The following is a 13,483-nucleotide window of genomic DNA, read 5'->3' as shown; positions in this document are numbered from 1 at the left end:
GGAAGGTTGTCAGCGCGCCGCCCAGAGCAGGCCGCGACGCATGATCGTGTTCATTTCTGGCACGTCGAACTCGCTGGCGACATGGCCGAGCGAGGAATAGAACACCCGCCCCTTGCCGTGCTTGCGCTTCCAGACCACCGGCATGACGACGCCATCGATCCAATAGGCATGGTCGCCGGTGAAGGTCGTCGTCGCCAGAACCTCGTTCGAGGGGTCGACATGCATGTAGTAGTGCTCGGAGCGATAGGGGAAGCGGGTCGGAATGCCTTCCATGATCGGATCCTCGGGCTTGGTCACATCGACATGGTAGTCGATGATATTGCCCGGATGGGCGACCCACTGGCCGCCGACCATGAACTGGTATTCGACCGCCTCGCGGAACGCATCGCCCATGCCGCCATGATAGCCGGCAAGGCCGACGCCGCCCTCGACCGCCTTGGTCAGGTTGAGAAGCTCCTCCTTCTCGATCTTCGACATGGTGTAGATCGGCACGATCAGGCTCATGTCGGCGATGGCCGGATCGGCGAACGCCTCGGTCGAATTCTCGAGATAGACCTTGAAGCCTTCCTCCTCGAGCATCCCCGCGATGATGTTGGCGCCCTGCTCCGGCTCGTGGCCGCTCCAGCCGCCCCAGACAATCAATGCCTCGCGCATGGTCTCACTCCCTCTTGAATTGGTTTGGTTCAGCCGATCGCGCCGATGGCGACGCCCACCGGCAGCGCGGCCGGGCGTTCCGGGCGGCTCTCGATCGTGATGTGCTCGCCCGTGTCGGACGAGCGCTGGAATGCCTCCATCACCTCCAGCGCATGGAAGGCGAGATCGCCATTGGCGCGGTGCGGCCTGCCGGTGCGGATCGCCTCCGCCATGTCGGCGACGCCGATGACGCGGAAATTGCCGTCGGCATAGCCGTGCTGGGTCGGGACGGTCTGCCAGTCCTCCGAGGCCGTCGCGAGCTTGATGTCGCCGCCAAAATGGTTGGGATCCGGCACGAGGATGGAGCCTGCCGAGCCATAGAGCTCGATCGGGCTGTGCTGGTGGCGCGGCACGTCGAAGCTCATGGCGATGGTGACGACCGCGCCGGAGACGAACTGCATCGTGCCGGCGACATGAGTCGCGACCTCGACCGGGATCTTCGTGCCGTTCAGCGGCTCGCTGGTGACGAGGCGCTCGTCGCGCAGCTTGGTGGCGACGCCGGCCACGCGGGCGACGGGGCCGAGCAGGTTGACCAGGTCGGTGACGTAGTACGGCCCCATGTCGAGCATCGGTCCGCCGCCATCGAGATAATAGAAGCCGGGATTGGGATGCCAGCGCTCATGGCCGGGGCACATGAAGAAGGCGGTGCCGGCGATCGGCGTGCCGATGGCGCCCTCGTCGATCAGCTTGCGGCTGGTCTGGTGCGCGCCGCCAAAGAAGGTGTCCGGCGCGCTGCCGAGGCGAACGCCCTTTGCCTTGGCCGCCTCGACGAGCTTCCGCGCCTCGCCCGTGGAAATGCCGAGCGGCTTTTCCGAGTGCACATGCTTGCCCGCCGCCACGACCTGCAGGCCGACATCGACATGCGCCTTGGGAATCGTCAGGTTGACGATGATCTCGATCGCCGGATCGGCCAGCATGGCGTCGATCGACATGGCGGTGAGGCCGAATTCCGTCGCGCGCGCCTGCGCCGCGTCGGCATTCAGATCGGCGACGCCGCGAATGTCGAGGATCGGGAATCCCGCCGCCGCCTTCAGATAGGCCGCGCTGATATTGCCGCAGCCGATGAATCCAATTCCTACCCGTTCAGCCATCTCGCGCTCTCTCCCAGATGCGATTTTTGTGTCGGCGGTCGTCAGCGATGGACGACCGGTCCCGTGGTGTTCCAGGGCGCGCCATAGAGGTCGCGAAGCGTCATCGCGGCCGCGCCGCGCGCCCAGATGTCGTCCTGCCAGTGGTGGACGACGATGTCGGAAACATCGGCGAGGCTCGGCGGCAGCAGGTCCGCCACCGTGCGACGGATCGGCCCGACCAGGGCGTCGCCCGCCTCCAGCGCCGCCCCCGCCATGATGACCTTGGGCGGCGCGAACAGCGTGATCAGATTGGCGATGGCGAAGCCGAGCGCGCCGCCGGCCCGCTCCAGCAAGGCCAGGATTCGCGGCTCGCCCTTCTCCGCGAGTTCCAGGATCTTTTCGAGGCCGCGACCGAGCCGGAAGGCGTGCTCATGCTCTTCGCCGGCCAGGATCTCGCGCGCCTCGGCGACGATGCTCGCCTCGGAGGCGGCGCTGGCCAGCCGGGTCGAGCCATTGCCGGTCGGCGGACGCACCATCAGGTCGCCGAGGTCCGGGCTCAGGCCATTGGCGCCGCGAAACAGTTCGCCATTGTGCATGATGCCGAGACCGAGGCCGAGCTCGACGGAAATGACAAGAAAGTCATCGAGGCCACGCGCCTGGCCGAACCAGTGCTCGGCCAGCGTGACGAGATTGACGTCGCTGTCGATCGTCGCCACGACGCCGCCGAGCCGGTCGGTCATTTCCGCGGCAAACGGCACGTCGCGCTCGCCGAAGATAGGGCTGGCGCGGCACACGCCGGCGATCCGCTCGACGACGCCAGGCAGCCCGACGCAGACGCCGGAAATCTGCTCCATGGCAAGGCCGGCATCGGCGACGCAGCGGCGAATGCCATCCTCGACCAGATCGGCGATGACCGATACCGACTGACGCTGCAGGCGGATCGGCAGCACCAGGCTCGACAGTACGTCGGCGCGGAAATTGGTGGTCGCGACGGTGATCTGGTCGAGCGCCAGCTTGACGCCGACCACATGCGCGGCAGCCGGGTTCAATTCCAGCATGACGCGCGGCCGGCCCCGCGCCGCGTCGCGTATGCCGCCCAGTTGCTGTGTGATGATCAGGCCGTCATCGAGCAGCGCCGCGGTGATCGCCGAGACGGTCGTCGCCGACAATTGCGTGCGGTCGGAGATCTCGACTCGCGAGATCGGACCGAACCGCCGGATCGCGTCCATCACGTGGAAGCGATTGATGGCGCGCATCAATTCGGGATCAGCTGTCTTCATTTCCAGGGAGCCATTTATTCCGGGTCAGGCAGTTATTCACACTGCGGAGGGAGGCTGTCAACGCAAGATTCCGCGCTGCAGCGCAACAAATCAGAGCTTCTCTTGACAGGCGCCCCCGAACGAGAACAGATTTAATCCGCATTGTTTATTAAACGAGCGCCGGTGGGAGGAAACAGCCGGGGCCGTCTGGGAGGACAATCGATGAAGTTCAGAACGCTCTTCGGCGCGGCGATCGGCCTTGCGCTTTCCGCCAGCACCGCCATGGCCGACGTTACGGTCAAATGGCTGCATCTGGAAACAGATCCTGTCACGCTGACGGCCTGGGACGAGATCATCAAGCAGTATGAGGCGGCGCATCCGGGCGTGAAGGTGCAGACCCAGTTCCTCGAGAACGAGGCCTTCAAGGCCAAGCTGCCCACGCTGCTGCAGTCGAAGGACGCGCCGCACATCTTCTTCTCCTGGGCGGGCGGCGTGCTGAAGGCACAGGCCCAGACCGGTGCGATCAAGGACCTGACGGCCGAAATGCAGGCCGATGGCGGCAAGTGGAAAAGAGCTACAACCCGGCCTCGGTCGCCGGCCTGACCTTCGACGACAAGGTCTGGGCCGTTCCCTACAAGATGGGCACGGTGTCGTTCTTCTATAACAAGGAACTGTTCAAGAAGGCCGGCATCGACGCCGACAAGATCCAGACCTGGGACGATTTCCTGGCCGCGGTGAAGACGCTGAAGGACGCCGGCATCGTGCCGATCGCCGGCGGCGGCGGCGAGAAATGGCCGCTCCATTTCTACTGGAGCTATCTCGCCATGCGCAATGGCGGCAAGGAAGCCTTCGATACCGCCAAGGCCAATGGTGGCGACGGCTTCAAGGCCGAGCCGTTCATCAAGGCGGGCGAGCAGCTCAAGGCGCTGGGTGCGCTGGAGCCGTTCCAGCCCGGCTATCTCGGCACCAAATGGCCGCAGGCGCTCGGCGCCTTCGCCGACGGCAAGGCCGCGATGATCCTCGGCTTCGAGGCGACCGAAAAGAACCAGGCCAACCAGGCTGCCGACGGCAAGGGCCTTGCCAGCGACAATCTCGGCCGCTTCGCCTTCCCGATCGTGGCCGGCGGCGCCGGCAAGGTCACCGACACGCTGGGCGGCCTCAATGCCTGGGTCATCAGCAAGGACGCGCCGAAGGAGGCCGTCGAATTTGCCGCCTTTCTGACCAATGTCGAGAATGAGCGGCTGCAGGCCGAAAGAGGCATCATGATCCCGGTCACCATCGGTGCCGAGGATGGCGTGAAGGATCCGCTCGTGGCGGAATCCGCCAAGCAGCTGGCCGCCTCGACCTGGCACCAGAACTTCCTCGACCAGGATCTGGGCCCCGCCGTCGGTCGCGTCGTCAACGACGTTTCCGTCGAGATCGTCTCTGGCCAGATGTCGCCCGAGGACGCCGCCCAGCAGATCCAGGACGCCTGGGAACTCGAACAGTAGTTCCCAAGCCGTCCGTCGCCGCCGCGGGTCCCTCACCGCGGCGGCGGATCCTTTTCCCGCCGGAGAGTCCGGGCCGATGAGCCAAACGATGATCGCCGCGCCCGCACAAGGCCGCGCTGGCAGACCCAGGACCAAGGGCACCTTGCCCGTCCTGATCCTGTTCCTGCCGCCTGCCCTGCTGGTCTTCACCCTCTTCGTCATCCTGCCGATGGGAGAGGCAGCCTGGTACAGCCTCTATGACTGGAACGGCTATGGCCTGCCGGAGAAGTTCATCGGCCTGAAGAATTTCGAGCTGCTCTTTCGCAATGGCGCGTTCCGCCAGGCGCTGATGAACAACGGGCTGATCATGCTCGTTTCGATCGCGATCCAGATCCCGCTGGCGCTCTGGCTGGCGACGATGGTGTCGCACCGCATTCCGGGCGCCGTGTCGTTCCGCCTGATCTTCTTCATGCCCTATGTGCTGGCGGACGTGGCGGCCGGCCTGATCTGGCGCTTCGTCTATGACGGCGACTATGGCCTGTTCGCGGCCATCGCCTCGTTCTTCAACGTCGCCTCGCCCTATGTGCTGGCCGACAAGAACCTCGCCATCTATGCCGTGCTCGGCGTCATCGTCTGGAAGTATTTCGGCTTCCACATGATGCTGTTCATCGCCGGGCTGCAATCGATCGACAAGAGCTATTACGAAGCGGCCGAGATGGACGGCGCGACGCGCTGGCAGCGCTTCCGCAACATCACGCTGCCGCTGCTGGCGCCGACGATCCGGCTCTCCGTCTTCTTCTCGGTGATCGGCTCGCTGCAACTGTTCGACATGATCATGCCGCTGACCGGCGGCGGGCCGTCGAACAGCACCCAGACCATGGTTACCTTCCTCTACTCCTACGGCATCACCCGGATGAAGGTTGGCTTCGGCAGCGCCATCGGCGTCGTCTTGTTCGTCATCTGCATCACGCTGGCCTTCGGCTACAAACGGATCTTTATGCGCAATGACTGATCAGACATTCATCGCCGGAAAGCCCGTGGCCGCGAAGCCGGCCGTCGTCACGCGTCCGCGCCGGGACGGATTCTCGAAGCACCGGATGAGCTTCGTCACCTGGCTCTATCTCTATGCGAGCCTATTCATCGTGGCGGCGATCGTGCTGTTACCGTTGCTCACCACCGCGATCGGCGGGTTCAAGGCGCTGGGCGACCTGCGCGTCAACCCGTTCGGCCTGCCGTCGCAATGGATCTGGTCCAACTACCTCGATATCCTGGGCAGCGGCCGCTACTGGCAGATGCTGGGCAACTCCATGATCATCGCGGTGCTGACGGTGGTCCTGACCCTCGCTGTCGCCTCGATGGCCGCCTTCACCTTCGCGCATGTAACGTTCTTCGGCTCGGGCTTCCTGCTCAACTACTTCCTGATCGGGTTGATGTTTCCAGTCGCGACCGCCATCCTGCCGCTGTTCATCCGCATCCGCGACCTCGGCCTACTCGATACCTATTGGGGCGTCGTCCTGCCCCAGGTCGCCTTCGGCCTCGGCATGAGCATCATGTTGTTCCGCAAGTTCTTCCAGAATGTGCCGCATGAACTGTTCGACGCCGCGCAGGTCGATGGCTGCGGCTATATCGCCTATTTCTGGCACGTCACGCTGCCGCTCTCGCGGCCGATCCTGGCGACCGTCGGCATCGTCGCCTTCGTGAATTCCTGGAACAACTACATCATGCCGCTGATCCTGCTGAACACGGATGCCAAATATCCGTGGCCGCTCGGCATCATGGTCTATCAGGGCGAATATTCGACCGAATGGCAGCTGGTGCTCGCCTTCATCACGCTCACCATCCTGCCGACGATCATCGTCTTCTTCGCGGCCCAGAAGCATATCGTCGCCGGCCTCACGGCAGGCGCGGTCAAGGGATAAGCGTTGGTGCAGGGCGTCGGCATGGGACCGGCGCCCTCTCGGACAAACGGCTGCCGCTCATGGCGACGAGGGCGGCAGCACCTCCGGCACGTCGAGCCGCGCCACGCCGATCCGGTCGTCGGCCATGCCATAATAGACATCGAAACGATCGGGCTGGCCGATATCGTCGCGGCGGTCGATTCCGGTGGGGAACACGACGGCATCGACGGCCCCCTCCAGTTCCAGCGGACTGTCGGGGACCAGGATCGGCTCCGGCGAACGATACAGAATCCGGTTGGGATGCCCCTGCGAAAGGATCATCGCGCCCGCCGAATAGCGCATTTTCCGGCCGGAAGGGCTCGGATAGGCCATGTCGCCGACGCCGTGATAGATCATCAGCCAGCCATGCTGGCAAAGAATGGGCGGAGCGCCACCGCCAATCTTCAGGCGCTCCCAGATGGCCTCCGGGCACGTCAGCTTGTGATGCTCGACGAACTCGCCAAGCTGCGGCTTGTCGCCTCCATTGCCAAGCCGGCAATAGGAGATCCAGATGCACTCGCGATCGGTGTCCAACGGTTTTGATGCCGGCTGATGGATTGTCTCTTCCGGGCGGGTGCCGGGAAACAGCGGCCGGTGAATCAGGCCCAGCGTCGGCCGCCCCATCGGGTCCGGGACCAGCGCGCTGAAGAGGCTCGCATCCTTGTCGTCGATGCCCTCGAAATCGATGCCGTGATAGGGACGGAAGGTGGCGAGACCCAAGCGCTTCCAGTGAAACAGATCATCCGAAACGGCAATCGCGATGCGCGGACCGCGCGTCGACAGCGCGGTATAGGTCATCACATACTGATCCAGTGCCTCGACATAGCTGATGCGCGGATCCTCGCAGCCCCCGCCCCCATCGGCGCGAAGCTCGTAATCCGCCTTCGGCTCAAGCGCGACGCCCATGCGCTCGACATCCCGCGGGTCGCCCTGGGCATCGAACAGTACGCGGGCGATGCCGATGCGGGAATAATTGCCCTTCGCGACGAGGCGGGGAAACAGATAGAGCTCCCCGTCCTTGCCGCGGATGGCGGCGGGGTTGAGAACGCCCTCCGCCTCGTTGGCCTCCCCCTTCAGCGGCTGCATGATCATGCCGAGCCGCTTCATCTCGAATGGGATCACGACGGGCTCCCGCTCTCCATGCAGGCGAGGAAGGCTTCGATGACGCGCTTCGTCTCTTCGGGATCGCGGACGCGAATCGAGAAAACGCCGGCCTGCTTGGGCGGGTAATCATTGCCGCCCGGGAAGATCGCATCGCCGACAAAGACCATGTCCAGGATCGCGATGCGCAGGATTTCGCGCAGTTTGTGGATGCCATAGGCCTTGTCGATGCCCGGCATGGTCACGTCGATCGAAGTGGCGCCACCGAGATTGACCGAGAAGCGCGGGATCATCGGCTGCAGCACTTCCTTCAGCCGGTTGCGCTTGCTGAAATCGGGATCCCAGCTCTTCTTTTCTTCCAGAGGAGCCTGCTGGCCCAGCGCGGAAAGCGTGATCTGGCTGCCGCGATCCTCGATCAGATCGCCCCAATGCTTCGCCGGGCGCAGGCCCGTTTCATCCAGAGCGCGGTCGAGCGCCCCGATGATCTGCTGCTTGTCCGAGTCCGAGAAATCCTCGGCATAGAGCTTCGTCCAGCCGCCGTCATAACGATAGAACTGCGTTCCGCAGGTGGGCAGCAGGGAAAGGTCCCTGAGCCTGTCATCCTGGGGGAAATTGCGCAGGAACTGGCTTTCGAACTGCGGCCAGGCGCCGCCGGAAATCACCGCGACCTTGGCAACGGCCAGAAGGCGGACAAGCAACTCCGCCATTTCGGGATCGAGCGAGGATTTGCTTTCGGCGAGGGTGCCGTCGAGATCGAAGACTACGAGTTTTTTCATGGTGGTTCCGGATGGTCCTTTCGACACGCGCTGCCGCTCTGGACTACGCACGACAATGCCGGGCAGGAACCCTGCCCAGTCCGACATCAACGAGCCGGGGAAGGCGCCCGTTCCACGCCGGCGGAAATTCCGCCACCGACGTGCCTGCTATCCCTAAGGAAATTCAAGCCAACAGACCAGCGCCTCGGCGAACGTCGTAAAGGCTTGCGCATGACTTGATAGGATGGCCAGCCTACACTGCGGCGACGCCAGCTCTATGTCACCCGGTGTCGTCTCCCCCGGGCAGAGAGTCGACCAACCGGATCTTCCATAGATTTCTCCCTCCCTGCCAAAGCTTGCCCGCCAACATTCTCGCGAGGACCATTGAAATGCAGATTGGTGTGATCGGACTGGGCCGCATGGGCGGAAACATCGCGCGCCGCCTGATGCGGGCCGGACATCGTTGCGTCGTCTACGACCGCAATCCGACGGCCGGCGAAGCCCTGGCGATCGAGGGTGCGATCGTCGTCCGGTCGCTGGAGGAGATGGTGTCGTCGCTGACGGAGCGGCCGCGCGCCATCTGGCTGATGCTGCCCGCCGGCAAGATCACCGAGGATACGATCCAGGAACTGGAAGGTCTGGTACAGGCAGAGGATATCCTTATCGACGGCGGCAACGCTTTCTACAAGGACGATATCCGCCGCGCACGCCACCTCGCCGAAAAAGGCATCCGCTATGTCGATTGCGGCACCTCGGGCGGCGTGTGGGGGCTCGATCGCGGCTATTGCATGATGATCGGCGGCACCAAGGAAGCGGTCGAGCATCTCGACCCGATCTTTGCGACGCTCGCCCCGGGCCTTGGCGACATCCCCCGCACGCCGGGCCTCGGCGAAGCGGTCTCGCGCGCCGAGCGCGGCTACATCCACACCGGGCCCGCCGGCTCCGGCCATTTCGTCAAGATGGTGCATAACGGCATCGAATACGGCCTGATGCAGGCCTATGCCGAGGGCTTCGACATCCTGCGCAACAAGGATTCGACCGAGTTGCCGGAAGACGAGCGCTTCACGCTCAACATTGCCGAGATCGCCGAAGTCTGGCGGCGCGGCAGCGTCATCACCTCGTGGCTGCTTGATCTCGGCGCCGCCGCGCTGGCGCGCGATCCGCAATTGCAGGAATTTTCCGGCTTCGTGCAGGATTCCGGCGAAGGACGCTGGACCGTACAGGCGGCGATCGAGGAATCGGTTCCCGCGGACGTCCTGACCGCGTCGCTCTTTGCCCGATTCCGCACCCGCATGGAGCTGCATTTCGGCGACAAGATGCTCTCGGCGATGCGGTTCGGCTTTGGCGGACATCTGGAGGCCAAGCCGCCGATCGTTCCATTGGCGCCGACCCGCACGGTCACGTCCGACGCGGGGGAGTGATCCATGCCGGAAGTCGCGGGGATCACCACCCTCTTCCTCGACATTGGCGGCGTACTGCTGACCAATGGCTGGGACCATCTTTCACGCCATCGCGCCGCCGAAACCTTCGGGCTTGACTGGGACGCGATGGAGGCCCGGCATCAGGCGCATGTCGACGCCTATGAGAAGGGCCGCCTCAGCCTCGACGATTATCTCACCCAGGTGATCTTCAACGAGCCGCGCCCTTTCGGCCGGGAGGCGTTCTGGCAGTTCATGTGCGCGCAGTCGCAGCCCGATCCCGGCATGCTGGCGCTGTTTCCCGGGCTCAAGCAGCGCTATGGGCTGAAGCTGGTCGCGGTCAGCAATGAGGCGAAGGAACTCAACGCCTACAGAATCGAGACCTTCGGCCTCGATCGCCTGTTCGATATCTTCATCTCGTCGAGTTTCGTCCATGTCCGCAAGCCGGACACCGATATCTTCCAGATCGCGCTCGAGGTCTCGATGACCCGGCCGGAGCAGGTGTTCTACGTCGACAACACCGGCGAATATGTCGACCTCGCCGCCGGCCTCGGCATTCGTGGCCGGACGCATACGGACCTCGCTTCGACCGAGGAAGCCCTGGCCAAGGTCGGGCTCTTGGCGGGGTAACGGCAGGACAGCGTCAAGCCGGCGAACAAGCAAGTCCCTCACCCCACCTTCTCCCGCGAGCGGGCAAGGCCTGGGTGAGGGTCATCCCCCGACGGCAAACCCTTAGTGGAAGATGATGCCGCCGCAGACGTTCAGCGCCTGGCCGGTGATGAAGGACGCATCGTCCGAGGCGAAGAAGGCGACAGCGCCGACCACATCGTCGGGGTAGCCGAGCCGGCCCATGGCCGTCTTGTCCTTCACCGCCTGCAGCGCCGCGGCGTCGCGGTAATTGTTGCGGCCCATCTCGGTATCGATGATCCCCGGGCAGACGGCATTCACCGTGATGCCATCCTTGGCGACTTCTTGCGCGAGGATATGGGTGAAGCTGATGACGGCCGCCTTGGACGAGCAATAATGCGCCTGCAGCGGCGCGCCGCGCTTGCCGCCGATCGAGGCGATGTTGACGATGCGGCCCTTGCCCGCCTCGCGGAATTGCGCGAGCAGCGCCTTGCAGACCAGGAACGTACCCTTGGTGTTGACGTCATACATGCGGTCCCATTCGTCGGGCTCGATGTCGTCCACCAGCGCCAGCGACAGGACGCCGGCATTGTTGACGAGCACGTCGATATGGCCGGCGATCGCCTTCGCCTCGGCGACGAAGGTCTTGACCGATACCGGGTCGCTGACGTCGCCGAAGACGAGGTCGCAACGGCCGCCGGCGTCGCGGATCAGCGCCTGGGCTTCCTTCAGCTCGGCCTCCTGCCGGGGGATGTCCATCGCCACGACGTGGTAGCCCTCGGCCGCGAAGCGCAGCGCGATGGCGCGGCCGATGCCGCGCGACGAACCGGTGACGAGAACGGACTGGCCTTCGCCTCTCCTGGGGATCACGATCGTCTTCCTTCTTCAGCAAGGGGGGATATGGGGCGCCACCCCGATGGTGACGCCGGAACTTCGGGACAAGCCATCCCGCCCGGGCAGAAGAGCTGTCTGCCCGACATCGGCAGGGATGGAGACCGGCGCGGCCCGGATGGGCGCCAGTCGGGTTTTCCGGATCAGGCGCGACCGTGGCTGGCGCGCGAACGACGGGCGAGCGAGTCGACGATGACCGCGATGGCGAGCACGCCGCCGGTGATCATGTAGCGAAGCGACGACGACAGATCGAGCAAGGTCAGGCCGCTCGAGATCGACTGGATCACAATGATGCCGAGTAGCGCGGAATAGGCGCTGCCGCGGCCGCCGAACAGGCTGGTGCCGCCGATAACCGCCGCCGCGATCGCGTTCAGATTGACGTCGCCGGTGCCCGCTTGCTGGCTGGAGGATGCGAGCCTGGACGCCGCCATCACGCCGCCAAAAGCCGCCAGCGTCGAACAGAGAACGAAGGCGCTGGTGTAGATGGCGCGGACATTGATGCCGGCGCGCCGGGCCGCCTCGCGATTGCCGCCGACCGCGAACATCGACCGACCCCAGCGGGTACGAGTCAGCGCATATTGCATCGCCAACACGAGACCGACGAACAGGCCGAACATCCACGGCACGCCGCGGCCCTGGTTGAGATAGAGCACGACCAGTTCAGCCACGATCGTCACCGCGGCAGCGCGGGCGATGATCCCGCCCGACGATTGCGACGACAGGCCGGCGGCGCGGCGGCGGGCGGCCGTGCGATAGCCCGTATAGAGCATCACCGCGCCGGGAACGGCGGCCAGGATGACAGACACGATCGCCGGCATCACCATCAGCTGGCCGAACCGCACCAGCGGCGAGCCATAGGGCAGATTGATCGAGCCTGTCGTGCCGAGAAGGTAGAGTTGCAGGCCGAGGAAGGTGAGCAGGCCGGCCAGCGTCGCAACGAAACTCGGCATGCCGAAGCGGTTGAACAGCTGGGCATAGACATAGCCGATCGCCGCGCCCGAAAGCACCGCCGCCAGGATGGCAAGACCGGCCGGGACACCCTGGTTGACCCAGAGCACGCCGAGGATCGCCGAGGCGACGCCGCTGACCGATCCGACCGAAAGATCGATCTCGCCGACCATCAGCATGCAGACGATGCCGAGCGAGATGATGCCGACCGTCGAGGAATCGAACAGCAGATTGACCAGGTTGTTCGGGCTCAGGAACACCGGATTGAGGATGGAGAAGACCGTCCAGATGATGACCAGGCCGACAATGACCGGCAGCATGCCGAGATCGCCGGAACGGACCCGGTCGAGAAAGGCGCGGATGGTATCGCTGATGCCGGCGGCATGGGTGACGCGCTCGTCGCGACGGTCGAGCATCGGCGCGGCGCCGGTTTTGCTCTTGTCGGTCATAGGCCAGTCTCCGGGTGGGGGCTGGCAGCCTGCGCCTGCCGTCGGCCGGCGCGCCGGGACACCGAATTGTTGGAAGCGCCGGTGATGGCGCTCACCAGTTCCTCGTTCGAGGCGTCGGGGGTGAACTCGCCATTGTTGCGGCCGAGGCGCAGCACGACGACGCGATCCGCGACGGCCCGAACGTCCTCCATATTGTGGCTGATCATCACCACCGCGAGGCCGCGGTCGCGCACGCGCTCGATCAGGTCCAGCACTTCCGCCGTCTGCGCGACACCGAGCGCTGCCGTGGGCTCATCGAGCAGGATCAGCTTCGGGTTGAGCAACAGCGAGCGCGCGATCGCCACCGTCTGGCGCTGTCCGCCCGAGAGCGAGGCGACGGCGACACGGACGCTGGGAATTCGGGCCGAAAGCTCGTTCAGCAGGGTCCAGGAACGCGTCTCCATCGAGACCTCGTCCATCTGCAGGGGATTGAGCTCCTTGCCCAGGAAGATGTTGGCAACGACGTCGAGGTTTTCGCAGAGCGCGAGGTCCTGGAACACGGTCGCAATGCCCAGCGACAGCGCCGCGCTCGGGTCATCGAGCGTTACCGTCTCGCCCTGAAAGCGGATGGTGCCGGAGCTCGGCTGGTGCACGCCGGAAAGGATCTTCACCAGCGTCGACTTGCCGGCGCCATTGTCGCCGACCAGCGCCACGACTTCGCCGGCGCGGACGTCGAGGTCGATATCGGTCAGGGCCGAAACGGCGCCGAAATGCTTGGAAATGCCCCGGAGGCTGAGGACCGGATCCCCGGCCGGAGGAGCGCCTTGAAGCGGGGGAGCGCCTTGCTCTGTGTTGGTCATGCTTGGCAAGCCTCTGCAGGAATGTTC

Annotated in this window: 12 protein-coding genes and 1 pseudogene; 5 read left to right on the top strand and 8 right to left on the bottom strand. The window is 64.7% G+C overall.

Annotated features, from left to right (window positions below; genetic code table 11):
• Positions 1-9: 9 nt before the first annotated feature.
• The 3 genes from ACHMWQ_RS09095 to ACHMWQ_RS09085 are packed head-to-tail and all read right to left on the bottom strand — an operon-like array spanning position 10 to position 3,043.
• Positions 10-654: a ThuA domain-containing protein gene (locus ACHMWQ_RS09095; protein ID WP_396307209.1), complete on the bottom strand. Its 645-nt coding sequence runs from the start codon at positions 652-654 to the stop codon at positions 10-12.
• Positions 655-683: 29 nt separating this feature from the next.
• Entirely contained in the window at positions 684-1,784 is a 1,101-nt protein-coding gene (locus ACHMWQ_RS09090; protein WP_396307208.1) for a Gfo/Idh/MocA family protein, read from the bottom strand.
• Positions 1,785-1,825: 41 nt separating this feature from the next.
• Positions 1,826-3,043, bottom strand: coding sequence for an ROK family transcriptional regulator (locus tag ACHMWQ_RS09085; RefSeq protein WP_354552495.1), 1,218 nt, complete (start codon positions 3,041-3,043; stop codon positions 1,826-1,828).
• Positions 3,044-3,244: 201 nt separating this feature from the next.
• On the opposite strand from ACHMWQ_RS09085, the pseudogene ACHMWQ_RS09080 reads away from it, so the two are divergent.
• From ACHMWQ_RS09080 to ACHMWQ_RS09070, 3 genes and pseudogenes are all read left to right on the top strand, one after another.
• Positions 3,245-4,512, top strand: a pseudogene (locus ACHMWQ_RS09080) (ABC transporter substrate-binding protein).
• Between the two features lie 88 nt (positions 4,513-4,600).
• A complete protein-coding gene (locus tag ACHMWQ_RS09075) occupies positions 4,601-5,503 on the top strand; it encodes a carbohydrate ABC transporter permease (protein WP_396309418.1) in 903 nt (300 codons plus the stop codon).
• An 85-nt stretch (positions 5,504-5,588) separates the two neighbouring features.
• Positions 5,589-6,410: a carbohydrate ABC transporter permease gene (locus ACHMWQ_RS09070; RefSeq protein WP_354552819.1), complete on the top strand. Its 822-nt coding sequence runs from the start codon at positions 5,589-5,591 to the stop codon at positions 6,408-6,410.
• A 57-nt stretch (positions 6,411-6,467) separates the two neighbouring features.
• Here the strand turns inward: ACHMWQ_RS09070 and ACHMWQ_RS09065 are convergent, their stop codons facing one another.
• Positions 6,468-7,550: a glycosidase gene (locus ACHMWQ_RS09065; RefSeq protein ID WP_396307207.1), complete on the bottom strand. Its 1,083-nt coding sequence runs from the start codon at positions 7,548-7,550 to the stop codon at positions 6,468-6,470.
• Positions 7,547-8,305, bottom strand: a complete 759-nt coding sequence (locus tag ACHMWQ_RS09060) for an HAD-IIB family hydrolase (RefSeq protein ID WP_396307206.1) — start codon at positions 8,303-8,305, stop codon at positions 7,547-7,549. The genes ACHMWQ_RS09065 and ACHMWQ_RS09060 overlap by 4 nt, the downstream gene beginning before the upstream one ends.
• 368 nt (positions 8,306-8,673) lie before the next feature.
• On the opposite strand from ACHMWQ_RS09060, the gene gnd reads away from it, so the two are divergent.
• Complete coding sequence (gene gnd / locus ACHMWQ_RS09055; RefSeq protein ID WP_354552491.1) at positions 8,674-9,705, top strand: phosphogluconate dehydrogenase (NAD(+)-dependent, decarboxylating); 1,032 nt, start codon at positions 8,674-8,676, stop codon at positions 9,703-9,705.
• A 3-nt stretch (positions 9,706-9,708) separates the two neighbouring features.
• Complete coding sequence (locus tag ACHMWQ_RS09050) at positions 9,709-10,332, top strand: HAD family hydrolase (protein ID WP_396307205.1); 624 nt, start codon at positions 9,709-9,711, stop codon at positions 10,330-10,332.
• Between the two features lie 102 nt (positions 10,333-10,434).
• On the opposite strand, the gene ACHMWQ_RS09045 is transcribed toward ACHMWQ_RS09050, so the two are convergent.
• The 3 genes from ACHMWQ_RS09045 to ACHMWQ_RS09035 form a co-directional block, all read right to left on the bottom strand.
• Positions 10,435-11,199: an SDR family NAD(P)-dependent oxidoreductase gene (locus ACHMWQ_RS09045; protein ID WP_396307204.1), complete on the bottom strand. Its 765-nt coding sequence runs from the start codon at positions 11,197-11,199 to the stop codon at positions 10,435-10,437.
• A gap of 164 nt (positions 11,200-11,363) precedes the next feature.
• Positions 11,364-12,617 (bottom strand): sugar ABC transporter permease, encoded by a 1,254-nt coding sequence (locus ACHMWQ_RS09040; RefSeq protein ID WP_396307203.1) that lies wholly within the window; start codon positions 12,615-12,617, stop codon positions 11,364-11,366.
• On the bottom strand, positions 12,614-13,456 hold the full coding sequence (locus ACHMWQ_RS09035; RefSeq protein WP_396307202.1) for an ATP-binding cassette domain-containing protein: 843 nt from the start codon (positions 13,454-13,456) through the stop codon (positions 12,614-12,616). Before ACHMWQ_RS09035 ends, ACHMWQ_RS09040 begins: the two co-directional genes overlap by 4 nt.
• Positions 13,457-13,483: the final 27 nt, after the last annotated feature.

It is taken from the genome of Kaistia sp. UC242_56, from assembly GCF_044452255.1.
In the GTDB taxonomy this organism is placed as follows: domain Bacteria; phylum Pseudomonadota; class Alphaproteobacteria; order Rhizobiales; family Kaistiaceae; genus Kaistia; species Kaistia defluvii_A.
This window is presented reverse-complemented; position numbering and strand designations above follow the sequence as displayed.

Coding starts and splice junctions, on each gene's coding strand:
- ACHMWQ_RS09095 (WP_396307209.1), bottom strand. CDS start 654: ATGCGCGAGGCATTGATTGTCTGGGGCGGCTGGAGCGGCCACGAGCCG.
- ACHMWQ_RS09090 (WP_396307208.1), bottom strand. CDS start 1,784: ATGGCTGAACGGGTAGGAATTGGATTCATCGGCTGCGGCAATATCAGC.
- ACHMWQ_RS09085 (WP_354552495.1), bottom strand. CDS start 3,043: ATGAAGACAGCTGATCCCGAATTGATGCGCGCCATCAATCGCTTCCAC.
- ACHMWQ_RS09075 (WP_396309418.1), top strand. CDS start 4,601: ATGATCGCCGCGCCCGCACAAGGCCGCGCTGGCAGACCCAGGACCAAG.
- ACHMWQ_RS09070 (WP_354552819.1), top strand. CDS start 5,589: ATGAGCTTCGTCACCTGGCTCTATCTCTATGCGAGCCTATTCATCGTG.
- ACHMWQ_RS09060 (WP_396307206.1), bottom strand. CDS start 8,305: ATGAAAAAACTCGTAGTCTTCGATCTCGACGGCACCCTCGCCGAAAGC.
- gnd (WP_354552491.1), top strand. CDS start 8,674: ATGCAGATTGGTGTGATCGGACTGGGCCGCATGGGCGGAAACATCGCG.
- ACHMWQ_RS09050 (WP_396307205.1), top strand. CDS start 9,709: ATGCCGGAAGTCGCGGGGATCACCACCCTCTTCCTCGACATTGGCGGC.
- ACHMWQ_RS09040 (WP_396307203.1), bottom strand. CDS start 12,617: ATGACCGACAAGAGCAAAACCGGCGCCGCGCCGATGCTCGACCGTCGC.
- ACHMWQ_RS09035 (WP_396307202.1), bottom strand. CDS start 13,456: ATGACCAACACAGAGCAAGGCGCTCCCCCGCTTCAAGGCGCTCCTCCG.